The 21761-nt window shown below is 66.5% G+C and carries 32 protein-coding genes; 26 read left to right on the top strand and 6 right to left on the bottom strand.

Annotated features, from left to right (window positions below; all coding sequences use genetic code 11):
- The first annotated feature begins 39 nt into the window (after positions 1-39).
- From rpsJ to ACYQ6W_RS07440, 24 genes are all read left to right on the top strand, one after another.
- Positions 40-348: a 30S ribosomal protein S10 gene (gene rpsJ / locus ACYQ6W_RS07555; RefSeq protein WP_459674547.1), complete on the top strand. Its 309-nt coding sequence runs from the start codon at positions 40-42 to the stop codon at positions 346-348.
- 19 nt (positions 349-367) lie between these two features.
- Positions 368-1042: a 50S ribosomal protein L3 gene (gene rplC, locus ACYQ6W_RS07550; RefSeq protein WP_459674546.1), complete on the top strand. Its 675-nt coding sequence runs from the start codon at positions 368-370 to the stop codon at positions 1040-1042.
- A 10-nt stretch (positions 1043-1052) separates the two neighbouring features.
- A complete protein-coding gene (gene rplD, locus ACYQ6W_RS07545; protein WP_459674544.1) occupies positions 1053-1700 on the top strand; it encodes a 50S ribosomal protein L4 in 648 nt (215 codons plus the stop codon).
- A 38-nt stretch (positions 1701-1738) separates the two neighbouring features.
- Positions 1739-2035 (top strand): 50S ribosomal protein L23, encoded by a 297-nt coding sequence (locus ACYQ6W_RS07540; protein ID WP_459674823.1) that lies wholly within the window; start codon positions 1739-1741, stop codon positions 2033-2035.
- Between the two features lie 18 nt (positions 2036-2053).
- The gene (gene rplB, locus ACYQ6W_RS07535; protein ID WP_459674543.1) at positions 2054-2887 is read left to right on the top strand and encodes a 50S ribosomal protein L2; all 834 of its coding nucleotides are present in this window, start codon (positions 2054-2056) and stop codon (positions 2885-2887) included.
- 4 nt (positions 2888-2891) lie between these two features.
- Complete coding sequence (rpsS, locus tag ACYQ6W_RS07530; protein WP_227307419.1) at positions 2892-3170, top strand: 30S ribosomal protein S19; 279 nt, start codon at positions 2892-2894, stop codon at positions 3168-3170.
- A 4-nt stretch (positions 3171-3174) separates the two neighbouring features.
- Positions 3175-3576, top strand: a complete 402-nt coding sequence (gene rplV / locus ACYQ6W_RS07525; protein ID WP_459674542.1) for a 50S ribosomal protein L22 — start codon at positions 3175-3177, stop codon at positions 3574-3576.
- Between the two features lies 1 nt (position 3577).
- Positions 3578-4255 carry a 30S ribosomal protein S3 gene (rpsC, locus tag ACYQ6W_RS07520; protein WP_459674541.1) on the top strand — a complete coding sequence of 226 codons (678 nt, stop codon included), beginning with the start codon at positions 3578-3580 and terminating at the stop codon, positions 4253-4255.
- A gap of 16 nt (positions 4256-4271) precedes the next feature.
- Positions 4272-4688, top strand: a complete 417-nt coding sequence (gene rplP / locus ACYQ6W_RS07515) for a 50S ribosomal protein L16 (RefSeq protein ID WP_459674540.1) — start codon at positions 4272-4274, stop codon at positions 4686-4688.
- Positions 4689-4690: 2 nt separating this feature from the next.
- The gene (gene rpmC / locus ACYQ6W_RS07510) at positions 4691-4900 is read left to right on the top strand and encodes a 50S ribosomal protein L29 (protein ID WP_459674539.1); all 210 of its coding nucleotides are present in this window, start codon (positions 4691-4693) and stop codon (positions 4898-4900) included.
- A 13-nt stretch (positions 4901-4913) separates the two neighbouring features.
- Positions 4914-5207 carry a 30S ribosomal protein S17 gene (gene rpsQ / locus ACYQ6W_RS07505; protein ID WP_459674537.1) on the top strand — a complete coding sequence of 98 codons (294 nt, stop codon included), beginning with the start codon at positions 4914-4916 and terminating at the stop codon, positions 5205-5207.
- 12 nt (positions 5208-5219) lie between these two features.
- Entirely contained in the window at positions 5220-5588 is a 369-nt protein-coding gene (rplN, locus tag ACYQ6W_RS07500; RefSeq protein WP_459674536.1) for a 50S ribosomal protein L14, read from the top strand.
- A gap of 2 nt (positions 5589-5590) precedes the next feature.
- The gene (gene rplX / locus ACYQ6W_RS07495; protein ID WP_459674535.1) at positions 5591-5911 is read left to right on the top strand and encodes a 50S ribosomal protein L24; all 321 of its coding nucleotides are present in this window, start codon (positions 5591-5593) and stop codon (positions 5909-5911) included.
- A 12-nt stretch (positions 5912-5923) separates the two neighbouring features.
- Positions 5924-6478, top strand: a complete 555-nt coding sequence (gene rplE, locus ACYQ6W_RS07490; RefSeq protein ID WP_459674534.1) for a 50S ribosomal protein L5 — start codon at positions 5924-5926, stop codon at positions 6476-6478.
- Positions 6479-6555: 77 nt separating this feature from the next.
- The gene (gene rpsN, locus ACYQ6W_RS07485) at positions 6556-6861 is read left to right on the top strand and encodes a 30S ribosomal protein S14 (protein ID WP_459674533.1); all 306 of its coding nucleotides are present in this window, start codon (positions 6556-6558) and stop codon (positions 6859-6861) included.
- Between the two features lie 15 nt (positions 6862-6876).
- Entirely contained in the window at positions 6877-7275 is a 399-nt protein-coding gene (rpsH, locus tag ACYQ6W_RS07480; protein WP_459674531.1) for a 30S ribosomal protein S8, read from the top strand.
- Positions 7276-7288: 13 nt separating this feature from the next.
- Entirely contained in the window at positions 7289-7825 is a 537-nt protein-coding gene (rplF, locus tag ACYQ6W_RS07475) for a 50S ribosomal protein L6 (RefSeq protein WP_459674822.1), read from the top strand.
- On the top strand, positions 7825-8187 hold the full coding sequence (gene rplR, locus ACYQ6W_RS07470) for a 50S ribosomal protein L18 (protein WP_459674530.1): 363 nt from the start codon (positions 7825-7827) through the stop codon (positions 8185-8187). The genes rplF and rplR overlap by 1 nt, the downstream gene beginning before the upstream one ends.
- Before the next feature lie 13 nt (positions 8188-8200).
- Positions 8201-8794, top strand: coding sequence for a 30S ribosomal protein S5 (gene rpsE, locus ACYQ6W_RS07465; protein WP_459674529.1), 594 nt, complete (start codon positions 8201-8203; stop codon positions 8792-8794).
- Positions 8784-8972: a 50S ribosomal protein L30 gene (gene rpmD / locus ACYQ6W_RS07460; protein ID WP_459674528.1), complete on the top strand. Its 189-nt coding sequence runs from the start codon at positions 8784-8786 to the stop codon at positions 8970-8972. The genes rpsE and rpmD overlap by 11 nt, the downstream gene beginning before the upstream one ends.
- 30 nt (positions 8973-9002) lie before the next feature.
- Positions 9003-9476, top strand: coding sequence for a 50S ribosomal protein L15 (gene rplO / locus ACYQ6W_RS07455; RefSeq protein ID WP_459674527.1), 474 nt, complete (start codon positions 9003-9005; stop codon positions 9474-9476).
- Positions 9477-9594: 118 nt separating this feature from the next.
- Positions 9595-10455, top strand: coding sequence for an SDR family NAD(P)-dependent oxidoreductase (locus ACYQ6W_RS07450; protein WP_459674526.1), 861 nt, complete (start codon positions 9595-9597; stop codon positions 10453-10455).
- Positions 10456-10500: 45 nt separating this feature from the next.
- Positions 10501-10752: a DUF3297 family protein gene (locus tag ACYQ6W_RS07445; RefSeq protein WP_459674525.1), complete on the top strand. Its 252-nt coding sequence runs from the start codon at positions 10501-10503 to the stop codon at positions 10750-10752.
- A gap of 115 nt (positions 10753-10867) precedes the next feature.
- Positions 10868-12373 carry an MFS transporter gene (locus ACYQ6W_RS07440; protein ID WP_459674524.1) on the top strand — a complete coding sequence of 502 codons (1506 nt, stop codon included), beginning with the start codon at positions 10868-10870 and terminating at the stop codon, positions 12371-12373.
- On the opposite strand, the gene ACYQ6W_RS07435 is transcribed toward ACYQ6W_RS07440, so the two are convergent.
- Both ACYQ6W_RS07435 and ACYQ6W_RS07430 read right to left on the bottom strand, forming a co-directional pair.
- A complete protein-coding gene (locus ACYQ6W_RS07435; protein WP_459674523.1) occupies positions 12364-13500 on the bottom strand; it encodes a glycosyltransferase family 4 protein in 1137 nt (378 codons plus the stop codon). The two genes, ACYQ6W_RS07440 and ACYQ6W_RS07435, sit on opposite strands and share 10 nt — an antisense overlap.
- 6 nt (positions 13501-13506) lie before the next feature.
- Positions 13507-15288 carry an aminopeptidase P family protein gene (locus tag ACYQ6W_RS07430; protein WP_459674522.1) on the bottom strand — a complete coding sequence of 594 codons (1782 nt, stop codon included), beginning with the start codon at positions 15286-15288 and terminating at the stop codon, positions 13507-13509.
- Between the two features lie 174 nt (positions 15289-15462).
- Here ACYQ6W_RS07430 and ACYQ6W_RS07425 point away from each other — a divergent pair, with 174 nt between their 5' ends.
- On the top strand, positions 15463-15696 hold the full coding sequence (locus tag ACYQ6W_RS07425) for a DUF1127 domain-containing protein (RefSeq protein WP_459674521.1): 234 nt from the start codon (positions 15463-15465) through the stop codon (positions 15694-15696).
- A 73-nt stretch (positions 15697-15769) separates the two neighbouring features.
- Here the strand turns inward: ACYQ6W_RS07425 and ACYQ6W_RS07420 are convergent, their stop codons facing one another.
- Genes ACYQ6W_RS07420 through metF form a run of 4 tightly spaced genes read right to left on the bottom strand, consistent with a single transcriptional unit; the run spans position 15770 to position 20701 of the window.
- A complete protein-coding gene (locus ACYQ6W_RS07420) occupies positions 15770-16693 on the bottom strand; it encodes a polysaccharide deacetylase family protein (protein ID WP_459674520.1) in 924 nt (307 codons plus the stop codon).
- The gene (locus ACYQ6W_RS07415) at positions 16663-17544 is read right to left on the bottom strand and encodes a 50S ribosomal protein L11 methyltransferase (protein ID WP_459674518.1); all 882 of its coding nucleotides are present in this window, start codon (positions 17542-17544) and stop codon (positions 16663-16665) included. Before ACYQ6W_RS07415 ends, ACYQ6W_RS07420 begins: the two co-directional genes overlap by 31 nt.
- Positions 17544-19733, bottom strand: a complete 2190-nt coding sequence (locus ACYQ6W_RS07410; protein ID WP_459674516.1) for an ATP-dependent helicase — start codon at positions 19731-19733, stop codon at positions 17544-17546. Before ACYQ6W_RS07410 ends, ACYQ6W_RS07415 begins: the two co-directional genes overlap by 1 nt.
- The gene (gene metF, locus ACYQ6W_RS07405; protein WP_459674515.1) at positions 19730-20701 is read right to left on the bottom strand and encodes a methylenetetrahydrofolate reductase; all 972 of its coding nucleotides are present in this window, start codon (positions 20699-20701) and stop codon (positions 19730-19732) included. The genes ACYQ6W_RS07410 and metF overlap by 4 nt, the downstream gene beginning before the upstream one ends.
- A 227-nt stretch (positions 20702-20928) precedes the next feature.
- Between metF and ACYQ6W_RS07400 the strand changes: the two genes are divergently transcribed.
- Positions 20929-21732, top strand: coding sequence for an MlaA family lipoprotein (locus ACYQ6W_RS07400; RefSeq protein WP_459674514.1), 804 nt, complete (start codon positions 20929-20931; stop codon positions 21730-21732).
- Positions 21733-21761 lie beyond the last annotated feature (29 nt).

Genomic DNA, 21761 nt, shown 5'->3' with positions numbered 1-21761 from the left:
CTAGGACGTGATTGAAGCCGCGAAACTGGAAGCCTGACGATGGACAATCAAAACATCCGCATTCGCCTGAAGGCGTATGATCACCGCGTGCTCGACACGAGCACCAAGGAGATCGTGAACACGGCGAAGCGTACAGGTGCCCGGGTTCGCGGCCCGATCCCCCTGCCGACGCACATTGAGCGGTTCACGGTGAACCGCTCCCCGCACGTTGATAAGAAGAGCCGCGAGCAGTTCGAGATTCGGACCCATCGCCGCCTCCTCGACATCGTCGAGCCGACGCCGCAGACGGTGGACGCCCTGATGAAGCTCGACCTCGCGTCGGGTGTCGACGTCGAGATCAAGATCTGAGCCTGGAAAGACCGCCTCTATGCGCACCGGAGTGATCGCCAAGAAGCTGGGCATGTCCCGGCTTTTCAAGGACGACGGGAGCCATGTCCCCGTCACTGTTCTGCACCTCGACCAGGTGCGGGTGGTGTCCACCCGTACGCAGGAGAAGGACGGTTACACCGCAGTCCAGCTGGGCTTCGGTCTTGCCAAGGTGAAGAACGTCAGCCAGCCGAACCGCGGCCATTTTGCGAAGAGCAAGGTGGAGCCGGCGAAGAAGCTCGTCGAGTTCCGCGTGGCGGACGATGCGCTGCTCGAGCCGGGCGCCGTGATCTCCGCCGCCCACTTCCAGGTTGGGCAGAAGATCGACGTGGCCGGCACCTCCAAGGGCAAGGGCTTCGCGGGTGGCATGAAGCGCTGGAACTTCGCCGGTCTCGAGGCGAGCCACGGCGTCTCCATCAGCCATCGTAGCCTGGGCTCCACGGGTAACCGCCAGGACCCCGGCAAGACGTTTAAGAACAAGAAGATGGCCGGTCATCTCGGCGGCGAGCGCATCACGACCCTCAATCTCGAGGTCGCCGGTGTCGACGTCGAGCGCGGGCTCATCATGGTGAAGGGCGCCGTTCCGGGTGCCGTTGGCGGCTATGTCATGGTGCGTGACGCGATCAAGCGCGCCCGCCCTGCGGACGCTGCCTATCCCGCCGCGCTGGTGGGCTGAGGATCGCGAGATGCAGATCGATATCAAAACCCTCGATAACGGTTCGGCCGGTACGGCCGAGCTCGCCGACGAGATCTTCGGCGCCGCGCCGCGCGCCGACATCATGGCCCGTGTGGTGCATTGGCAGCAGGCGAAGCGCCGCTCCGGCACGCACAAGGTAAAGGGCATGTCGGAAGTCTCCGGCACGACCAAGAAGCCGTATCGCCAGAAGGGCACCGGCAACGCCCGCCAGGGCAGCCTGCGCGCCCCGCAGTACCGCACCGGTGGCATCGTCCACGGTCCGGTGGTGCGCGACCACGGCTACGACCTGCCGAAGAAGGTGCGCCGCCTCGGCCTGATCTCCGCTCTCTCGCAGAAGCAGGCGGCCGGCAAGCTGATCGTCATCGACCGCGCCGCCGGCGTGGAGAAGACGCGCGATCTGACGGCGAAGCTGAAGACCCTCGGCCTCAGCTCGGTGCTGTTCGTGGATGCGAGCGTGGACGCGGGCTTCCTGCGCGCCAGCCGCAACATCCCGGGCGTGGACGTGCTGCCGACGGTCGGCGCCAATGTCTATGACATCCTGCGCCACGACGTTCTGGTCGTCACCTCGGCCGGTGTGGAAGGTCTGACGGCGCGTCTCGCCGACAAGAGCGCGCCCGTGGCGGAGAGCGCAGCATGAGCACCCCTGGTTTCAACGCGCGCAAGCGCGCCGAGAAGATGTCCCGCGAGGCGATCTACGAGGTCATCCGCAGCCCGGTCATCACTGAAAAGGCGACGACCCAGAGCGAGCGCAACCAGGTCTCCTTCCGCGTCGCGATGGGCGCCACGAAGCCCGAGATCAAGACCGCGGTGGAAAGCCTGTTCGGCGTCACCGTGCTCGGCGTGAACACGATGGTCACGAAGGGCAAGACGAAGCGGTTCCGCGGCCGGCCGGGCCAGCGCGCGGATGTCAAGAAGGCGATCGTGCAGCTGGCCGAAGGCCAGTCGATCGACTTCACGACGAGCCTCACCTGAGGCTCTGAGGGGTAGATCATGGCGCTGAAGCAATTTAATCCCGTTACCCCGAGCCTCCGCGGCACCGTTCTGGTGTCCCGCGAGGGTCTGTGGAAGGGCAAGCCGGTCAAGGGCCTGACGCAGGGCAAGCACTCCTCCGGCGGTCGCAACAACCACGGCCACACCACGGTGCGGTTCCGGGGTGGCGGACACAAGCAGAGCTATCGCATCGTCGACTTCAAGCGTCGCAAGTTCGACGTGCCGGCGACGGTCGAGCGTCTCGAGTATGACCCGAACCGTACCGCCTTCATCGCGCTGATCAAGTATCAGGACGGTGAACTTGCGTACATCGTCGCGCCGCAGCGTCTCGCGGTGGGTGATACCGTGGTGTCCGGCCTGCGTGCCGACATCAAGCCGGGCAACGCGATGCCGATGGCCGCGATCCCGGTGGGCACGATCATCCACAACATCGAGATGAAGCCGGGCGCCGGCGGCAAGGTCGCGCGGTCCGCGGGCACCTTCGCCCAGCTCGTCGGCAAGGATGCGGGCTACGCCCAGATCAAGCTGATGTCGGGCGAACTCCGCATCGTGCGCGCCGAATGCATGGCGACGATCGGTGCCGTGTCCAACCCGGACAATTCGAACATCCACATCGGCAAGGCAGGCCGCTCCCGCTGGCTCGGGCGTCGTCCGCACAACCGCGGTGTCGTCATGAACCCGGTCGACCATCCGCATGGTGGTGGTGAAGGCCGCACCTCGGGTGGCCGCCATCCGGTGACGCCGTGGGGCAAGCCGACCAAGGGTTACAAGACTCGCGTTAACAAGCGGACGGACAAGTTGATCATCCGCCGGCGCAACAAGAGCAAGGGCTGAGTTCATGTCACGCTCCGTTTGGAAAGGCCCGTTTGTAGACGGGTACCTCCTGAACAAGGCCGAGGCCGCACGCGCCTCGGGCCGCAACGAAATCATCAAGATCTGGTCCCGCCGGTCGACGATCCTTCCGCAGTTCATCGGTCTGACGTTCGGCGTCTACAACGGGCACAAGTTCCTGCCCGTCCAGGTCAACGAGAACATGGTCGGGCACAAGTTCGGCGAGTTCTCGCCGACGCGTACCTTCACGGGCCACTCGGCCGACAAGAAGGCGAAGCGGGGCTGATCCGATGAGCAAGCCGAAACACCCCCGGGCTCTGGCCGAGACCGAAGCTCAGGCGCTGGTCTCGAACCTGCGCGTGAGCCCCCGCAAGCTGAACCTTGTCGCGGGCATGATCCGCAACAAGCCGGCGTCCGTCGCGGTTGCGCAGCTGACCTTCAGCAAGCGCCGCATCGCCAACGACGTGAAGAAGGCGCTGCAGAGCGCCATCGCGAACGCGGAGAACAACCATCAGCTCGACGTCGACCGTCTGGTCGTCACGCGGGCCGAGGTCGGCCGCTCCATCGTGATGCGCCGCTTCCATGCGCGTGGCCGTGGCCGCGCCGCCCGCGTCGAGAAGTGGTTCAGCCACCTCAAGATCGTCGTTGCCGAGCGGGCGCAGGAAACCGCGTCCGAGCAGGAGGCCGTGTAATATGGGTCACAAAGTCAATCCGATCGGCCTTCGCCTCGGGATCAACCGCACCTGGGAGAGCCGCTGGTTCGCCGGGCGGGACTACGCGAAGCTGCTGCATGACGATCTGAAGCTGCGCACGCATCTCCGCAAGAAGCTCTCCGGTGCGGGCGTCTCCCGCGTCGTGATCGAGCGTCCGGCGAAGAAGCCGCGCGTGACCATCTATGCCGCCCGCCCGGGTGTGGTGATCGGCAAGAAGGGTCAGGATATCGAGGTGCTCCGCAAGGACCTCACGGCGATGGCGAAGGCCGAGGTTTCCCTGAACATCATGGAAATCCGCAAGCCCGAGATCGACGCGACGCTCGTTGCCGAGAACATCGCCCAGCAGCTGGAGCGCCGCGTCGCCTTCCGCCGCGCGATGAAGCGCGCCGTGCAGTCCGCCATGCGTTTGGGCGCCCAGGGCATCCGCATCAACTGCGGTGGCCGTCTGGGTGGCGCCGAGATCGCGCGTATGGAGTGGTATCGCGAGGGCCGCGTGCCCCTGCACACCCTCCGCGCTGACATTGACTATGGTGTTGCGACCGCGAAGACGACCTATGGGACCTGCGGCGTGAAGGTCTGGATCTTCAAGGGTGAGATCCTGGCGCACGATCCGATGGCGCAGGACCGCAAGGCCGCCGAACAGGCGCCGCAGCGGTAAGGATTGGACAAGAACAATGCTTTCTCCCAAGCGCACGAAATACCGCAAGGCGCATAAGGGCCGTATCCACGGCCTGGCCAAGGGTAACACGCAGCTGACCTTCGGCGCCTTCGGCCTCAAGGCCCTGGAGCCGGAGCGCATCACCGCGCGGCAGATCGAGTCCGCTCGTCGGGCGATCACGCGCCACATGAAGCGCGCCGGCCGTGTCTGGATTCGCATCTTCCCGGATGTCCCCGTTTCGGCGAAGCCCGCCGAAGTGCGCATGGGCTCCGGCAAGGGCAGCCCCGAGTTCTGGGTGGCTCGGGTCAAGCCTGGCCGCATCATGTTCGAGATCGACGGCGTTCCTCCGGAGCTCGCGCAGCAGGCGCTGACGCTCGGGGCCGCGAAGCTGCCGATCAAGACCAAATTCGTCACCCGCATCGGGGAGGCGTGATCATGGCGAACAAGACTGCTGATATCCGGGCCAAGACCCCGGACGAACTCGAGGCACAGTTGGTTGACCTGCGTCGTGAGCAGTTCAACCTGCGCTTTCAGCGTGCTACGGGCCAGTCCGAGAGCGTTGGCCGCGTGCGGATCGTGCGGCGCGAAATCGCCCGAGTGAAGACCATCATCGCGGAGCGCGCACGCGCTTCCGCCAAAGCCTGAGGAGATAAGGGCGATGTCTAGGCGCGTCCTGTCAGGGCGGGTGGTAAGCGATAAGATGGACAAGACCGTTACGGTCTTGGTCGAGCGTCGCGTCATGCACCCGCTGTACAAGAAGTTCATTCGCCGTTCGAAGCGTTATGCCGCGCACGACGAAGACAATATCTGCAAGCCGGGTGATCTGGTGCGGATCGAGGAATGCCCGCCGATCAGCAAGCGCAAGGCGTGGCTCGTGATCGAGCGGAACGGCGTCGCGCTGGTTCCCGGGGTTGAAGCGACGGATGCGGTTGCCGCTCCGGCTCAGGCCTGAGGAGAGAGCGAGATGATCCACCCCGAAACCAACCTCGACGTTGCCGACAATTCCGGTGCGCGCCGCGTGCAGTGCATCAAGGTGATCGGCGGCTCGAAGCGCAAGACGGCCTCCGTCGGCGACGTCATCGTCGTCGCGGTGAAGGACGCCATTCCGCGCGGTAAGGTGAAGAAGGGCGACGTGCACCAGGCGGTGATCGTGCGTACGGCATTCCCCGTGCGCCGCGCCGATGGCAGCGCCATCCGCTTCGACCGCAACGCGGCCGTTCTGATCAACAAGCAGAACGAGCCCATCGGCACGCGTATCTTCGGGCCCGTCGTGCGCGAGCTGCGCGCCCGCAAGTTCATGAAGATCATCAGCCTCGCGCCGGAGGTGATCTGATCATGGCCGCGCGCATTCGTAAGGGCGACCGCGTCGTCGTCATCTCCGGCTCCGACAAGGGCAAGCGGGGCGAGGTGAAGCAGGTTCTGCCGAAGCTCAACCGCGCCGTCGTCGAAGGCGTGGCCGTTGCCACCCGTCACCAGAAGCCGACCCGCATGGGCGAGCAGGGTGGCCTGGTGCGCAGCGAGCGTGCCGTTGATCTGTCCAATCTGATGCTGATCGATCCGAAGAGCGATCAGCCGACCCGGGTGGGGTTCCGCGTTCTTGAGGACGGCCGCAAGGTCCGCGTCGCCAAGAAGTCCGGTTCACTCATCGAGAGCTGAGGAGGCTAGAGGGTGAGCGAGAAGGCCGTGCCGCGTCTGCAGGCACATTATTCCGACGTGGTCCGCAAGAAGCTGCAGGAGGAGTTCGGCTACAAGAACCCGATGCAGCTGCCGCGTCTCGAGAAGATCGTCCTGAACATGGGCGTGGGTGAGGCTGCGGCGGATCAGAAGAAGCTGGACGCGGCGGTTGCCGAAATGGCGCTGATCTCCGGCCAGAAGCCGGTCAAGACGGTGGCGAAGAAGGCCATCGCCGGCTTCAAGATCCGCAAGGGTCTGCCGATCGGCTGCAAGGTGACGCTGCGGTCCGCCCGCATGTACGAATTCCTCGACCGTCTGGTGACGATCGCGCTGCCGCGCGTCCGCGATTTCCGCGGCATCACCGGCAAGGGTTTCGACGGGCGCGGCAACTTCGCCATGGGCGTCAAGGAGCAGATCATCTTCCCGGAAATCGTCTACGACAAGGTGGACGCGATCCGGGGTATGGACATCGTCTTCGTGACCACGGCAAAGACGGATGCGGAAGCCAAGGCCCTTCTCAAGGCCTTCGAGCTGCCGTTCGCGAACTGAGCTTAATTCGACGAGATTTGGAAAACCACGGCCACCGCGAGCGCGGTGGGCCGATAGGTTCCGGAGGGTAAAACAGGATGGCCAAAACTTCCCAGGTCAACCGCAATGCGAAGCGCATGCGGATGTCCGCTCGCGACAAGGCCAAGCGTGAGGCGCTGAAGGCGATCATCAAGGACCGCAGCATTCCGGTGGAAGACCGGTTCGAGGCGTCCGTGAAGCTCGCGCAGCTGCCCCGCAACGGGTCTGCGACGCGCGTCCGCCTGCGCTGCGAACTGACGGGCCGGCCCCGCGCCAACTACCGCAAGTTCCGCCTCAGCCGTATCGCGCTGCGTGACCTCGCCAGCACCGGGCAGATCCCCGGCATGGTCAAAGCAAGCTGGTAAGGAAAGGGATCACCCATGTCCATGTCTGATCCCTTGGGGGATATGCTCACGCGCATTCGCAATGCGCAGCGAGCCAACCACACCGTTTGCGTTGCGCCGAACTCGCGCCTACGCGCCAATGTTCTCGATGTCCTGAAGCGCGAAGGCTACATCCGCGGCTTCTCGACCGAGGAACTGCGCCCCGGCGTGTCGCAGCTGCGCATCGAGCTGAAGTACAACGAGGGCCAGCCGGTCATCAAGGAGATCACCCGCGTCTCCCGCCCCGGCCGCCGCGTCTATTCGAAGATCAAGGAGCTGCCCCGGGTCTATAGCGGCCTCGGCGTCTCCATTCTCTCCACGCCGCGCGGCGTGATGAGCGATCAAGAGGCCCGCGCTGCCAATGTTGGCGGCGAAGTCCTCTGCCGGGTCTTCTAAGGGGGGCTGGGACATGTCGCGCGTAGGTAAATATCCGGTCACCATCCCCGTCGGGGTTGACGTGGCCATCGCCAACAACATCCTGACGGCCAAGGGCAAGCTCGGTACGCTGACGCTGCCGCTGTCCGCGGATCTCGTGGACACGACCGTCGCCGACGGCCGCGTCACCGTGGAGCCGAAGTCGAAGGCCGCGCCGGCCCGCATGATGTGGGGCACGACGCGGGCGCTCGTCGCCAGCATGGTGAAGGGCGTGTCCGAGGGCTTCTCGAAGACCATGGAAGTGAACGGCACCGGTTACCGTGCCGCCGTCCAGGGCAAGAACCTCGTGATCAACCTCGGCTATTCGCATGACGTGGTCTATCCGATCCCTGAAGGGATCAAGATCAGCTGCGAGAAGCCGACGACGATCAAGGTCGAGGGTGTGGACAAGCGTCTTGTCGGCCAGGTGGCCGCGGAAATCCGCTCGAAGCGTCCGCCAGAACCCTATAAGGGCAAGGGCGTGAAATACGTCGACGAGACGATCCGCCGTAAGGAAGGTAAGAAGAAATAATGAGCGCGAACCAGGATCTCCGGGTGCGTCGCCGGGAGCGGCTTCGCTTCCAGCTGCGCCAGAAGTCCGGTGGCCGGGTGCGGCTGTCGGTGTTTCGTTCCAGCAAGCATATCTATGCGCAGGTGATCGACGATGCGGCGGGGCGTACTCTCGCCGCGGCCTCCTCGCTCGAGGCCGATCTGCGCGGCAGCCTGAAGACGGGCGCGGATCGCGATGCCGCCACCGCCGTGGGCAAGCTGGTCGCCGAGCGCGCTCTCGCCGCCGGTGTGAAGGAAGTCGTCTTCGACCGTGGCGCCTATCTCTACCACGGCCGCGTGAAAGCTCTGGCCGATGCCGCCCGTGAGGGCGGTCTGGCCTTCTAAGGGGAACGAAGCAATGGCACGGGAACCGAGAGAGGGTGGCGGCCGCGGCGGACGGGAGCGTGAGCGCGACCGCGAGCACAATGACGAGTTCATCGACAAGCTGGTGACGATCAACCGCGTCGCCAAGGTGGTGAAGGGCGGCCGTCGCTTCGCCTTCGCAGCCCTTGTCGTGGTGGGTGACCAGAAGGGTCGCGTCGGCTTCGGCGCCGGCAAGGCGCGTGAAGTGCCCGAGGCGATCCGCAAGGCGACGGAACGGGCGAAGCGTAGCCTGATCCGCGTGCCGATGAAGGAAGGCCGCACCCTGCATCATGACGCGCTCGGCCATTTCGGCGCGGGCCAGGTCATCCTGCGGGCGGCGCCGGCCGGCACCGGCATCATCGCCGGCGGCCCGATGCGTGCGGTCCTCGAGACCCTGGGCATCGGCGACGTCGTCGCGAAGTCCATGGGCAGCCGCAATCCGCACAACATGATCAAGGCGACCTTCGACGCCCTGCAGCATTGCGCGAGCCCGCGCTCGGTTGCGGCCCGTCGTGGCAAGAAGGTCTCCGACATCCTGGGCAAGCGCGACAATGCGACCGAGAGCGCGGAGGTGGCCGATGCCGTCTGATCGTATCACCGTCAAGCAGATCGCTTCCGGCAATGGGCAGAAGCCCGGCCAGCAGGCGACTCTGATCGGTCTCGGGCTGAACAAGATCGGCCGCGTGCGCGAGCTGGAGGATACTCCCTCGGTGCGCGGGATGATCAACAAGGTCGCCCATCTGGTGAAGGTTGTGGAAAAGGCCTGACCCGCGGGGTCAGGTCTTGAGGATTGAACCATGAAGCTCAATGAACTCCGGGATAACCCCGGCGCCCGTCCGAAGTCGAAGCGGCTCGGCCGTGGCATCGGCTCCGGCAAGGGCAAGACGTCGGGCAAGGGCGTGAAGGGCCAGAAGGCGCGTGAGGGCGTGTCCCTCAACGGCTTCGAAGGCGGTCAGCTCCCGATCTATCGCCGTCTGCCGAAGCGCGGCTTTAAGAACCCGACCCGCAAGGTCTATGCCCCGCTGAACCTTGACCTGCTCGATCATGCGGTCGGTGCTGGCGTGCTGGACGCGAGCCAGACCATCACCGAGGTGCAGCTGGCCGATGCCGGCGTTGTCAACCTCGCCAAGGTCTCGGGCGTGCGCCTGCTGGGCCGTGGCGCGGTGACCCGTGCCATCACCATCTCCGTCTCCGGTGCCTCCGCGACCGCCAAGGCCGCGATCGAAGCCGCGGGCGGCAAGGTTGAAATCCTGGGTGAAGCCGCCGAGTAATCGGCGCTCCGAGCCAAGCTCTGCATGAAGGCGTCGGGTGCGAACCCGGCGCCTTCGTCGTTTTGGCGTCCTCTCCTGCCTGCGCTAGAAGAGCGCAAAAGCGAAGGGAACGCAGGTCATGACGCAGAGCAATTTCTCGGAGGTGTTTCAGCCCGGCCGCGTCGCGGTGATCACCGGCGGCGCGAGCGGCATCGGCGCTGCGACCGCCGCCTTCTGTGCCAGCCGCGGCATGACGGTCGTGCTGGCCGATCTGCCGGGCGCAGCGCTTGACGGGGCGGCCGCGCGTCTCGCGGCAGCGTCCTCCGCTCCTGTGGTCGCGATCCCGACCGACGTCAGCAACCGGGCGGCGGTGACGGGGCTGAAGGATGCGGCCTATGCGCGTTTCGGCCGGGTTGACTTCCTGATGAACAATGCGGGGCGCGAGGGCGCCGGGCAGATCTTCGGGGACCCTGCGGTGTGGGAGGCGATCCTCGGCGTCAATCTCTGGGGCGTTGTCCACGGCACCCAGGTCTTCGCCCCGGCGATGGTCGCACAGGGCACCCCCGCCATCATCGTCAACACCGGCTCCAAGCAGGGCATCACCACGCCGCCGGGCAACACCGCCTACAACGTCTCCAAGGCCGGGGTGAAGGTGGTGACGGAAGCGCTGGCGCACGAACTGCGCAACACGCCGGGCTGCGCCGTCTCGGCCCATCTCCTGATCCCGGGCTTCGTCTTCACCGGCCTGACCCGCGCCCATACGGCGGAGAAGCCGGCCGGCGCCTGGACGCCGGAGGAGATGGTGTCTTTCATGATGGACCGGCTGGAGGCCGGCGATTTCTACATCCTCTGCCCCGACAACGAGGTGACACGCGCGTTGGACGAGGCGCGGATGCTGTGGGCGGCCATGGACATCGTGGAGAACCGGCCGCCCCTGTCGCGCTGGCATGCCGACCATGCCGAGGCCTTCCGCGCCTTTCTCGCCGCGCGCGGCCTGTGATACGCGCAGGACTCTTCTTCAGGACTTTGGTTTAAGGCTCGCATCATGACCGATACCCCGCCCGACCGTCTCTCCGTCAATCCGAAGAGCCCCTATTTCGATCAGGCGGCGCTGGAACGCGGCGTCGGCATCCGCTTCAAGGGCGTTGAAAAGACCAATGTCGAGGAATACTGCGTGAGCGAGGGGTGGGTGCGGCTCGCCGTCGGCAAGTCCGTCGATCGTCACGGCAATCCCTTGACCATGAAGGTGAGCGGGCCCGTCGAGCCGTATTTCCGGGACGATGCGGCGGAGGGCTGACCTCTCGCATAGAGGTTGAATGCGCCGGCGGGGGTGATCCCGTCGGTGCCCGCTCTTGCCGCCGGGTGCAGGCCGCGTATCGTTGCCGGAACGAGACCGGCAGGCGAGCCACGAGATGAGAGACACCATCGCGCCGTCCCCACGTCCGGCGGGTAGGACCGTTCAGGAATACATCGACGAGATTCCCGTCTGGGCGGACGGTACGCAGGTCGAATCCCTGCCCATGACCGGGATGCAGCGGCGCATCTGGTCGCTCGCGATCGCCGGCAAGTTCTTCGAGGGGCTGGTCGTTTTCATGACCGGCGTCGCCCTGCCGCTGATCGACCAGAGCTTTGGGCTCGGGGCCACCGAGAACAGCATCGTCTCTTCGGCAACCCTCTTCGGCATCCTCGTCGGCGCGACGGTGCTGGGCGGCCTGGCCGACGTCTTCGGCCGCAAGACGATGTTCATCGCCGAAATGATCCTCTTCGTCGTCTTCCTGGTGGCGCTGACCCTGGCGCCAAACTTTTCGAGCCTCGCGATCTGCCTTTTCGGGATCGGTCTGGCCCTCGGTTGCGACTATCCGACCGCCCATGTGGTCATTGCCGAAGCGGTGCCGAGCCGCGGGCGCGGCAGCCTCATTCTCGGGGCCTTCGCCTTTCAGGCCGTGGGCGCCATCTGCGGCGCGCTGCTCGGCGTGCTCATCCTCTCCTTTCATCCGGGGATCGATGCCTGGCGCTACATGTTCGCGATGGCCATTCTTCCCGCGCTGCTTGTCGTGATCGGCCGGTTCTTCATCTGCGACAGCGCCCATTGGCTGGTCACCCGTGGACGGATGCACGAGGCGACGGTCGCCACCATGGCGCTGCTGCACCGCGTGCCGCAGTATCCGAAGGTGGTCGAGCTGATCAATCCGCATCACGAGCCGGCAGCGGGGAGCCATCGCGTGCCGAAGGGCGGCATTGCCGCGCTCTTCCGGTCACCCGCCCTGCGGCGCGCTACGGTCCTCGCCTCCGTTCCCTGGTTTCTGCAGGATCTGTCGACCTACGGCATCGGCATCTTCACCCCGGTCATCCTGGCGAAGACGCTGGGGGATGCCGCCCCGGGGGAGGATGTGGCGAGCCTCGTGCATCGGGTGGAACTCTCCGCCAAGGGCACGGCGATGCTGGACCTGCTGCTCATCCTAGGCATCTTGGCGGCCATCCTCATGGTGGAGCGGGCCGGGCGCATCCGCCTGCAGATCATCGGTTTCATCGGCTGCGCACTGGGTCTGGCGCTCGCCGCCCTGTCCGAAAGCCTGTCGGGCGGCGCCCAGATCGTCGCGCTTTTCACAGGCTTCATGCTGTTCAACTTCATGACCAACATGGGGCCGAACGCGCAGACCTATCTTCTCGCGGGGGAAGTGTTTCCGACCCACATCCGCGGCTATGGCGCGGGCTTCGCAGCGTCGGTCGCCAAGATCGGCGCGGTGCTCACGGCTTTCCTCTTTCCCTATCTGCTTAAGGACATCGGCACGCAGATGCTGCTGATCCTCCTGATCCTGTCCTCCCTGCTCGGGGCCTTGGTCACCTGGGTCTTCCGGATCGAAACTCGGGGATCCTTGGAACAGGCGAGGACGGACCGCGTGCAGCCTCAGGTTTGAGGTTGACCCAGCACCTCCTCATAGACCGCGATCGTCGCCGCCTGCATGGCGCCGACCGTATAATGGGCGAGGACCGAGGCGCGGGCCCGCGCGCCCATCGCCTCCCGCGCCTCGGCCGGCGCGTCCAGAACGGCGGCGATCATGCCGGCGAGCGCCTCGACGTCGCCCGGCGGCACCAGCAGGCCGGTTTCCTGATCCGTCACCGTCTCGGCGGCTCCGCCATGGGCGGCCGCGATCACCACGCGCGCCATCGCCTGCGCCTCGATCACCGCCCGCCCGAAGGCCTCCGGTTCGGTCGAGGCGCTGACGACGACGTCCGCCAGCATCAGGGCGGCCGGCATGTCGGTAACGTGGCCCGCGAATTTCACTTGAGCCGTGACGCCGCGCGCCGCAGCCAGATCCAGCAGCTCCCGCACATAGGCGTGGCGCCCCTGGTCGGAGCCCACGAAGACCGCGAAGAGGTTCGGGCGCTGCAGTCGGCTCAGTGCCTCGATCAGCACGCTCTGGCCTTTCCATCGCGAGATCCTTGCCGGCAGCAGCACGACCTGCGCGCCTTCCGGGAGGCCCCAGGCCTGGGCCAGCCTGCCGACGCGAAGGCCGAGAGCAGCCGTAGGGTCGAAGACCGTGGGGTCGATGCCGCGGGGGATGAGGCGCAGCTTCTCGTCCCGCACGCCGTGCTGGGCGCGGACGAGATCGGCGATGAACCCGCTGGCCGCAATCACCCGGGCGCCACGCACCATCACGCTGTTGTAGAAGCGCTTTCCCCGTCCGCCGTCGGAATAGGCGCCGTGATAGGTGGTGACGAAGGGAATGCCGGTGCGCCGGCAGGCGGCGAGGACCGACCAGGCAGGCGCGCGCGAGCGGGCATGGACGAGATCGACCCGCTCCTCTCGGATCACCTCCGCGAGGCGTGCGGCATTGCGCCAGATCCCCCAGGGCGTCTTCGTCTTGAGCGGCAGGGTGACATGACGGCCGCCCGCTCGCTCGACGGCCGCGACGAGGCGACCGCCCTGGCTCGCGACCAGCGCCGTCCAGCCTTGGCGGACGATCGCTTCGACCATTTCGATGGTCCCACGCTCGACGCCGCCGCTGTCGAGCGCAGGCAGAACCTGCAGAATGGTGGGCAAGAGAGGTTACAGGGGCGCGCAGGCGACGGTGAGCCAGGCGGCGGCCGGCCCGTCCAGCTGCGGGCCGACGCGCCGCAGCACTTCGGCGTGATACGCGTCCAGCCACTGCCGTTCGGCAGGCGAGAGAAGCGCCGTGTCGATCAGAGCACGGTCGAAAGGGGCCCAGGTGATGGTCTCGAACTCCAAAAAAGGCTTCACGCCGTCAGCCTGAGCCGCGGCGGGCTGCACGAAGAGCAGGTTTTCGAGCCGAATACCGTAAGCGCCCGGCAGGTAGTAGCCCGGTTCGTTGGACAGCAGCATACCGGCCGCGAGCGGGATGGGCTTGGCGGCGCGGGAGAGGCTGACCGGCCCCTCATGCACCGAGAGATAGGCGCCGACGCCGTGGCCGGTGCCGTGGTCGTAGTCGAGCCCGGCGCGCCACAGGGCGGCACGGGCGAAGCTGTCGAGATGAGCGCCGGCGACGCCTTCGGGGAAGCGCAAGGTCGCGATGGCGATATGACCCTGCAGTACGCGGGTGAAGCGTTCTTTCACGGTGGACGGGGCTGCCTCCGGCCCGGTCCAGACCGTGCGCGTCACGTCAGTGGTGCCGTCTTCGTATTGCGCGCCCGAATCGATGAGATAGACCTCGTTGGCCTTGAGGGTGCGATTGCTCTCCGGCGAGACACGATAATGGATGATGGCGCCGTTTTCCCCGGCACCCGAGATCGCGGGGAAGCTTTCCTCGCGGAATTCCGGCGCTGCCCTGCGGAAGGCCAGCAGCGCCTCGGCGGCCGAGAGCTCGGTCTCCGCGCCGGTCTTCCCGTTCACCGACAGCCAGTGCAGGAAACGGCAGAGGGCGACCGCATCCCGCGCATGGGCGCGCCGCACGCCCTCTTGTTCCACGGCATTCTTGCGAGCCTTGGGCAGGGCGATCGGGTCGGGTCCCGGCACCACGGTGGCGCCGGCCGCACGCAGGCGCTGCGCGAACCAGACGGGCGAGGCGGCGGGATCGACCCGCACCTTGAGACCGCTGAGCGCATCGAGTCCCGCGGCGAGCGCCTCCCGCGGCGCCACCGATACGGCATTGCCGAGATGCGCCCGCACCGACTCGGACAGTTTCTCGGGCGCCATGAGAAGGCTGGCCGTGCCATCCGCCTTCAGGATCAGAAAGCCGAGGGCGATGGGCGCGAAGGGCACGTCCGCGCCGCGGATGTTGAGCAGCCAATTCACCGACGGCGGGTCGGTGATGATGGCGGCATCCTCGCCGGCCGCTTGCAAGATGGCTGCGATCTCAGCGCGCTTTTCGGCAGTGTTTCGCCCGGCGCGCTCATCCGGATAGATCGTGACGGCGCCGATGGGCGCCGGCGGCTGATCGGCCCAGATGCTGTCGACCGGGTTCCGCTCCAGCGGCAGGAAGGTGAGGCCCGGCGCGGCCTGCACTAGGCGGTCCAGCGCATCCTGCGGCATCAGCAGGGGATCGTAGCCGATGCGGGCGCCAGCAGGTGCCGCCTCCTTCAGCCAAGTGGCCGGCGGCTCCTCGATCAGGTGGCGGTATTCCCAGGCGCTGCCGTCCACCTCCTGCCGCACCTGCAAGACGTAGCGGCCATCGACGAAGACTGCGGCCCGCTCGGCGAGCACGACGGCCAGACCCGCGCTGCCGGTGAAACCGGTGAGCCAGGCCAGCCTTTCGGCCCCCGCCGGCACATATTCGCCGAGATGCTCGTCCGACCGCGGCACCAGAAAACCGTCGATGCCGAAGCTCGGAAAGGCGGCGCGCAGGGCGGCAAGGCGGTCGGTAGATGGCAGCATGGTGGAACTTCCGTGAAAGATATGTGTCTGGATCATAAACTAAAGATGATCATGCTTGCTGCGCATGTCAGCTTGATCTTCTTGCCGCAGCATCTTGCAGCGCAGCATTGGTATACGCCGCACCAGCGAACGGCCCAGATGGAAAAGTGGCCGTCGCATTAAGGACATATTCCGATGAACGCCTTCATCAACACGTCTTCCGCGGCGCCTGCGACCCGTGGTCTGGGTGGCCGCTTCACCCGCCTCGGCGCGCCTGTCGCCCGTATGGGCCAGTGGGTGCGTGATCTCGGCCGCCGCAGCGCCGTCATCAACGAACTCGACCGCCTGAGCGATCGCGAACTCGCCGATATCGGCCTGAACCGCAGCGAAATCCGCTCGATCTTCGCGACCCGTCGCGACGCCCGGTAATGACCGAGCGTCGGCGGGCTTGAAAGGGCAGGTCTGACCAGGACCTGCCCTTTTTCTATGGCCGGGCCGCCGGCTAACGCGCATCCGGTCGCGGAAGGGTCTGCGCCGCCACGCGGGCGATGTCTCCGGCGCGGCACAGCCACACCCGGTCCCGCGGATGCGCGACATGGGCCAGCGCACGGCGCAGATGACGCAGCCGATACGGTTGACCCACGATATACGGGTGCAGGGCGATGCCCATGACGAGGGGCTGCTCCACCGACTGTTCCAGCATCTCGTCGAACTGATCCACGATCATGTCGGCGAAGTCCGCCGCACTCATCCGCCGCGCGACGATGGCCGGAATGTCGTTCACCTCCTGCGGGTAGGGGACGGCGAGCAAGGGCCGGCCGCTGCGGGTCGCGAGCCAGGTCGGCTGATCGTCATGGCACCAGTTCAGCGTGTAGTGATAGCCGGCTTCGGCCAAAAGATCGGGCGTCACGCGGCTTTCGGCAATCCAGGGGCTGAGCCAGCCGGCAGGGGCCTGTCCCTCATGGCGGCGGATCGCCTCGGTCGTCTCCGCGATCAGCCGGACCTCCTCCGCTTCCGAGAGCGTGCTCTGCCGTTCGGCATTGCTGTGCCCGTGCCCCGCAATCTCGTCGCCGCGCGCGCGGAAGGCGGCGACGACCTCGGGGCAGTAGTCGTAGATCGCGCTGTTGAGCAGAACGGTGGCGGGCAGGGACAGCCCCTGGAAAAGCTGCAGCATGCGCCAGACGCCGACGCGGTTGCCGTAGTCCCGCCAAGCGTAATTCAGCACGTCCGGCTGCGGGCCACCGGGCGCGAGTTCCGCGCCGAGGCCTTCGCCGAAAGCGAAATGCTCCAGGTTGAGGCCGAGATAGACGGCGAGCCGGCGACCGTCCGGCCAGTCGTACTCCGGTCGCGCAGTGATGGCAGAATAGGTGTAGCGATGATGATGCGCGAGCGCGCTCATGGCTTGCGGAGCAGCAGCGCGGTCCATTGCCCTTCCGGGAAACGCCGTTCGAGGACGAGGCCCTGGCGCCGATGGGCCGCGAGCACCATGCGTTCCTGTGTCGCGAGCAGGCCGGCGAGGATGGCGTGGCCGCCTGGCGCCAGATGTTGCGAGAGCGGATAGGCCATGGAACAGAGCGGCCGCGCCAAGATATTGGCGAAGACGAGGTCGTAGGGCGCGCCGGCCCGGGTGGCTCGGCCCTTCCAGCCATCCGCGAGCGCCGGCCGGATGAGGGCGGAGACACCGTTCAGCGCCGCGTTCTGCTGCGTGACGCGGACCGACCAGGGGTCGATGTCGGTCGCGATCACCGGGCGCTTGAGCAGCTTGGCGGCGGCCATGGCGAGAATACCGGAGCCCGTGCCGAGATCGAGGATATGGCGCGGCCGGGTATGGGCGATGGCTTCCAGCGCCCGCAGGCAGCCGCGGGTGGAGCCGTGCTCGCCGCTGCCGAAGGCGAGGCCGGCATCGACGGTCAGGGTGTGGCGGCCGCGCAGCGGCGGCGCGGTTTCATGCGTGCCGCGGACGGCAAAATGCCGGCCGATCAGCTGCTCGGGGAATTGCTCGAGATTGCGGGCAAGCCAGCCCTCGGCTTCGGTTGGCGTGTGCTCGACGGCGACCTCGATGCCCGACAGCGCGCCTGCCAGCATCAGCGCCATCTCGAGTTCCGCATCCCGCTCGCCGATCGGCTTCACCGCCTCGAGACGCCAAGGGCCTTCATCCTCGTCCCGAAAGAAGCCGACGGTCGGGCAGACGGAGAGGAGCGCTTGTTCGTAGAAGGGCAGCGCCTCCTCCGGCACTAGGAGGGAGACGGTTTCGAGCGGCGTTGCACGGCGGGCCATCAGGCAGGTTCCACGAAGGTGTCGAGCACGCGCTTTTCGCCGCTCTTTTCAAAATTGACGTCGAGCCGGTTCTCGTCGACCGCAGTCACCGTGCCGTAGCCGAATTTCTGGTGGAAGACGCGGGTGCCGACGGGAATGGCGCTGGTGCGCGGGGTGCGGGCTGGCTGCTCCCACGCACCTGGCGCCTGCCGTGGGCGGCTGGCGGTCAGCGGAAAGGCGCCGCCGAAGACGGGTGGCGCGTTCAGGCGCTGCTGCCGTTCGGCGCGGGCATTGCCCGTGTGCTCGACGTGCTCGGCGGGCAGTTCCTCGACAAAGCGGCTCGGCACGCTCGACTGCCAGTTCGCATAGATGCGGCGATTGGCGGCATGGCTGATGATGGCCCGGCGGCGGGCGCGGGTAATGCCGACATAGGCGAGGCGCCGTTCTTCCTCGAGCCCCTTGAGGCCGCTTTCGTCCATCGAACGCTGGCTGGGGAACAGCCCTTCCTCCCAGCCGGGCAGGAAGACCGTGTCGAACTCCAGTCCCTTGGCGCCGTGCAGCGTCATCAGGCTGACCCGGTCTGTCTCTCCGCTTTCCTCGTTTTCCATGACGAGCGCGACGTGGTCGAGGAAGGCCGCCAGCGTCTCGAAATCGGCGAGCGCCCGGACGAGTTCCTTGAGGTTGTCGAGCCGGCCCGGCGCGTCGGGTGATTTGTCGGCCTTCCACATGGCGGTGTAGCCGCTTTCGTCCAGCAGGGTCGCGGCGGCGACGACATGGCCTTCCTGATTGAGCACGCCGCGCCAGGACTCGAACTGATGCAGCAGCTCACCAAGGCTTTCGCGCACGCGGCCGCGAATTTCGCCGGTTTGGATCATGCGGGCGGCGGCCGCCATCAGCGGCACGCCATGGGTGCGGGCATGCAGATGTAGGTTGCGGAGCGCGACGTCGCCCACGCCGCGGCGCGGCAGGTTGACGATGCGCTCGAAGGCGAGATCGTCTGCTGGCTGCTGGATGAGCCGGAGATAGGCGATGGCGTCGCGGATTTCTTGTCGCTCGTAGAAGCGCTGGCCACCGACGATGCGATAGGGCACGCCGATGGTGATGAGACGTTCTTCAAAGGCGCGGGTCTGGAAACCGGCACGCACGAGGATCGCCATCTCGGCGAGGTGGTGGCCGTCCCGCCGCAGCGTCTCGATCCGCCCGCCGATCATGCGGGCCTCCTCGTCGGAATCCCAGAGCCCGACGACCTCGACCTTTTCGCCCGACGCATCATTGCGGCCGGGGCGCAGCGTCTTCCCGAGCCGGCCTTCGTTATGGGCGATGAGCGTGGAGGCGGCGCCCAGAATCTGCTTGGTGGAGCGGTAATTCGCCTCCAGCCGGACGATGCGGGCGCCGGGGAAATCCTTCTCGAAGCGCAGGATGTTTTCCACCTCTGCCCCGCGCCAGGAATAGATCGACTGGTCGTCGTCGCCGACGCAGCAGATGTTCTGGTGGGACTGGGCGAGCAGCCGCAGCCAGAGATACTGCACGAGGTTGGTGTCCTGATATTCGTCCACCAGGATGTAGCGGAACATGCGGTGATACTGGGCCAGCACATCCGGCTGGGTGCGCAGGATTTCGGTCACGTGCAGCAGCAGGTCGCCAAAATCGGCGGCATTCAGCGCGCGCAGCCGCGCCTGATAGGCGGCATAGAATTCCTGCGCGCGGCCGGCAGCATAGTCGCTGTTCTCGGCCGCGGTGATGCGGTCGGGCGTGAGGCCGCGATCCTTCCAGCGCTGGATGACGGCCATCAGCCCCTGCGGCTGCCAGCGCTTGATGTCGATCCCATCGGCCTGCATCAGCTGCTTGAGCAGCCGGAGCTGGTCGTCCGTGTCGAGGATCGTGAAGTTCGATTCGAGGCCGACGAGGCCCGCGTGGCGGCGCAGCATGCGGGCGCAGAGGGCGTGGAAGGTGCCGAGCCACAGGCCTTCGACAGGCCGGCCGAGGATGGCCCCCACGCGTTCCTGCATCTCGCGCGCCGCCTTGTTCGTGAAGGTGACGGAGAGGACCTGGCCGGGGCGCGCCCGCCCGGCCATCAGGATATGGGCGAAGCGGGTGGTCAGCACGCGGGTCTTGCCGGTGCCGGCACCCGCCAGCACCAGCAGCGGTCCGTCCAGAGCCTCAACCGCCGCCCGCTGCTCGGCGTTCAGCCGGTCGAGATAGTCCGTCACGCGGCGCCGACCTCCGCCGCCGGCTGCGGCCGCACGCCCAGAATATGCGCGATGGCATAGGTCAGATCCGGGCGGTTCAGCGTGTAGAAATGGAATTCGTCCACCCCGTTGGCCTGCAGCAGCCGCACCTGCTCGGCGGCGATGACGAGGGAGACCATGCGTCGTGTCTCGGGGTCCTCGTCCAGCCCTTCGAACATGCGGGCCATCCAGTCAGGGATGACGGTGCCGGTGAGGTCGGCGAACTTCCGCGCCTGCGCGAAATTGGTGACGGGCAGGATGCCGGGGACGATCGGTGCGGTGATGCCGGCGGCGAGGCAGCGATCGAGGAAGCGGAGATAGGTATCGCTGTCGAAGAAAGCCTGGGTGATGGCGCGGGTCGCCCCGGCATCGAGCTTGCGCTTGAGGTTGTCCAGATCCGCCTGGGGGGAAGCGGCCTTCGGATGAATCTCCGGATAGGCAGCAACGCTGATCTCGAAATCGGCGACCCGGCGCAGGCCCTCGACCAGTTCGAGGGCGCTCTGATATCCATTAGCCCCGACATCTTCGACGCCCGGCGGCAGGTCGCCGCGCAGAGCCACGATGTGGCGCACCCCACCTTCCCAGTAGCGGGCCGCGATCTCGTCGATCTCGCCGCGATCGGCCCCCATGCAGGTGAGGTGTGCCGCCGGGATCAGGCTGGTTTCCTTGACGATGCGGATCACAGTTGCGTGCGTACGCTCTCGCGTGCTGCCGCCTGCGCCATAAGTCACCGAGACGAAACGCGGGGCGAGCGTTTCCAGCCGGCGGATGCAGGCCCAGAGCTGCAATTCGAGGGCTTCCGTCTTCGGCGGAAAGAACTCGAAGGAGAGGGCGGGGGCCGGGCTGCCACCCTCAGGCAGAGGCAGGCCGCCAAAGCGCGGGCCGCTCATCCAGCGTTCCAGCACGGGTTCGGCGCCGGGCAGGGGACGGGGGGAGAGAGGAAGGTTCATGTTCGGGCTCGTCGGGCGGGTCTGCGGCCTTTCTCCGTGGCAGCAACTTCCGGGGGATGCAAGCCTATGCCGTGGCAGGGTGCCCGGCGGTGCATGCAGGAAACTGTATGTCTTATACGGCGTGTGGATGGAGAAGGGTGTTTTGCGTCTGGACGATTTTGGCTTAGGTCTCGTTTGATGGACAATTGTCCGAACCGTGCCACTGCTGTCATCAAGGGGACCTCCGCGTGAAATCAAGGATCTGGGCCGCGGCCACTCTGGCGGCTGTCATGCTGACCGGCCTCGCGGGGTGCGCCACGAAGCCGCCGGCGTCAGACCCCGACGCGCTCGCCGCCTACAAGCAGAATGACGATCCGCTCGAGCCGATGAACCGCAAGCTCTATGCGTTCAACAATACGCTCGATACCTACATCATGAAGCCGGTTGCCGAAGGGTATAAGGACGTCGTGCCGCGCACCGTCCGCAACCACGTCGGCGACTTCCTGTCGAACCTCCACACCCCCGTCATCTTCATCAACGACATCCTCGAAGCCAAGTCGCGCCGCGCGGGTGATAGCCTTGTGCGCTTCGTCGTGAACTCGACGGTGGGCCTCGGCGGCATCTTCGACGTGGCAACCGGCCTGGGCTATCCGTCTCATGAGGCGGATTTCGGCATCACGCTCGCGATCTGGGGCGTGGGCAGCGGACCCTTCCTCTATCTGCCGGTGCTCGGCCCGTCCGATCCGCGTGATGCGGCAGGCTTTGGCGTGGGTATCGTTTCCGATCCCTTCTTCTGGATCGGCCAGGGTGCCGCCGTCACGGCACTCGGCTATTCGCGGACCGCGGTCAGCATCGTCAATACCCGCGCTGATTTGCTGAAGCCTATCGACGAAGTGAAGCGCATGGCGCTCGACCCCTATGCCACCTTCCGCAGCCTGTACCGCCAGCACCGCGAAGCGGCCATCCAGGCGGTGCGGGACGATCATCGGGCGACCCCGCCGGACTGGTATCCGCGTCAGCCGGCAGCGCCGGCGCCTGCCGCGGCGCCCTAGGAGGCAAACCTTGGACTGCCCTTGCGACC

The organism is Acidisoma sp. 7E03 (assembly GCF_054665075.1).
This window is presented reverse-complemented; position numbering and strand designations above follow the sequence as displayed.

Bases quoted from the DNA above. Each gene is read 5' to 3' on its own strand.
- rplF (WP_459674822.1), top strand. From the start codon at position 7,289: ATGTCGCGCGTAGGTAAATATCCGGTCACCATCCCCGTCGGGGTTGAC.
- rplB (WP_459674543.1), top strand. From the start codon at position 2,054: ATGGCGCTGAAGCAATTTAATCCCGTTACCCCGAGCCTCCGCGGCACC.
- rplP (WP_459674540.1), top strand. From the start codon at position 4,272: ATGCTTTCTCCCAAGCGCACGAAATACCGCAAGGCGCATAAGGGCCGT.
- rplC (WP_459674546.1), top strand. From the start codon at position 368: ATGCGCACCGGAGTGATCGCCAAGAAGCTGGGCATGTCCCGGCTTTTC.
- rpsC (WP_459674541.1), top strand. From the start codon at position 3,578: ATGGGTCACAAAGTCAATCCGATCGGCCTTCGCCTCGGGATCAACCGC.
- rpsN (WP_459674533.1), top strand. From the start codon at position 6,556: ATGGCCAAAACTTCCCAGGTCAACCGCAATGCGAAGCGCATGCGGATG.
- rpmD (WP_459674528.1), top strand. From the start codon at position 8,784: ATGCCGTCTGATCGTATCACCGTCAAGCAGATCGCTTCCGGCAATGGG.
- rplV (WP_459674542.1), top strand. From the start codon at position 3,175: ATGAGCAAGCCGAAACACCCCCGGGCTCTGGCCGAGACCGAAGCTCAG.
- rplD (WP_459674544.1), top strand. From the start codon at position 1,053: ATGCAGATCGATATCAAAACCCTCGATAACGGTTCGGCCGGTACGGCC.
- rpmC (WP_459674539.1), top strand. From the start codon at position 4,691: ATGGCGAACAAGACTGCTGATATCCGGGCCAAGACCCCGGACGAACTC.
- rplO (WP_459674527.1), top strand. From the start codon at position 9,003: ATGAAGCTCAATGAACTCCGGGATAACCCCGGCGCCCGTCCGAAGTCG.
- ACYQ6W_RS07425 (WP_459674521.1), top strand. From the start codon at position 15,463: ATGAACGCCTTCATCAACACGTCTTCCGCGGCGCCTGCGACCCGTGGT.
- ACYQ6W_RS07440 (WP_459674524.1), top strand. From the start codon at position 10,868: ATGAGAGACACCATCGCGCCGTCCCCACGTCCGGCGGGTAGGACCGTT.
- rpsS (WP_227307419.1), top strand. From the start codon at position 2,892: ATGTCACGCTCCGTTTGGAAAGGCCCGTTTGTAGACGGGTACCTCCTG.
- ACYQ6W_RS07450 (WP_459674526.1), top strand. From the start codon at position 9,595: ATGACGCAGAGCAATTTCTCGGAGGTGTTTCAGCCCGGCCGCGTCGCG.
- ACYQ6W_RS07415 (WP_459674518.1), bottom strand. From the start codon at position 17,544: ATGGCCCGCCGTGCAACGCCGCTCGAAACCGTCTCCCTCCTAGTGCCG.
- rpsE (WP_459674529.1), top strand. From the start codon at position 8,201: ATGGCACGGGAACCGAGAGAGGGTGGCGGCCGCGGCGGACGGGAGCGT.
- ACYQ6W_RS07540 (WP_459674823.1), top strand. From the start codon at position 1,739: ATGTCCCGCGAGGCGATCTACGAGGTCATCCGCAGCCCGGTCATCACT.
- ACYQ6W_RS07445 (WP_459674525.1), top strand. From the start codon at position 10,501: ATGACCGATACCCCGCCCGACCGTCTCTCCGTCAATCCGAAGAGCCCC.
- ACYQ6W_RS07420 (WP_459674520.1), bottom strand. From the start codon at position 16,693: ATGGACCGCGCTGCTGCTCCGCAAGCCATGAGCGCGCTCGCGCATCAT.
- rplN (WP_459674536.1), top strand. From the start codon at position 5,220: ATGATCCACCCCGAAACCAACCTCGACGTTGCCGACAATTCCGGTGCG.
- ACYQ6W_RS07430 (WP_459674522.1), bottom strand. From the start codon at position 15,288: ATGCTGCCATCTACCGACCGCCTTGCCGCCCTGCGCGCCGCCTTTCCG.
- metF (WP_459674515.1), bottom strand. From the start codon at position 20,701: ATGAACCTTCCTCTCTCCCCCCGTCCCCTGCCCGGCGCCGAACCCGTG.
- rpsH (WP_459674531.1), top strand. From the start codon at position 6,877: ATGTCCATGTCTGATCCCTTGGGGGATATGCTCACGCGCATTCGCAAT.
- rplX (WP_459674535.1), top strand. From the start codon at position 5,591: ATGGCCGCGCGCATTCGTAAGGGCGACCGCGTCGTCGTCATCTCCGGC.
- rpsJ (WP_459674547.1), top strand. From the start codon at position 40: ATGGACAATCAAAACATCCGCATTCGCCTGAAGGCGTATGATCACCGC.
- rpsQ (WP_459674537.1), top strand. From the start codon at position 4,914: ATGTCTAGGCGCGTCCTGTCAGGGCGGGTGGTAAGCGATAAGATGGAC.
- rplR (WP_459674530.1), top strand. From the start codon at position 7,825: ATGAGCGCGAACCAGGATCTCCGGGTGCGTCGCCGGGAGCGGCTTCGC.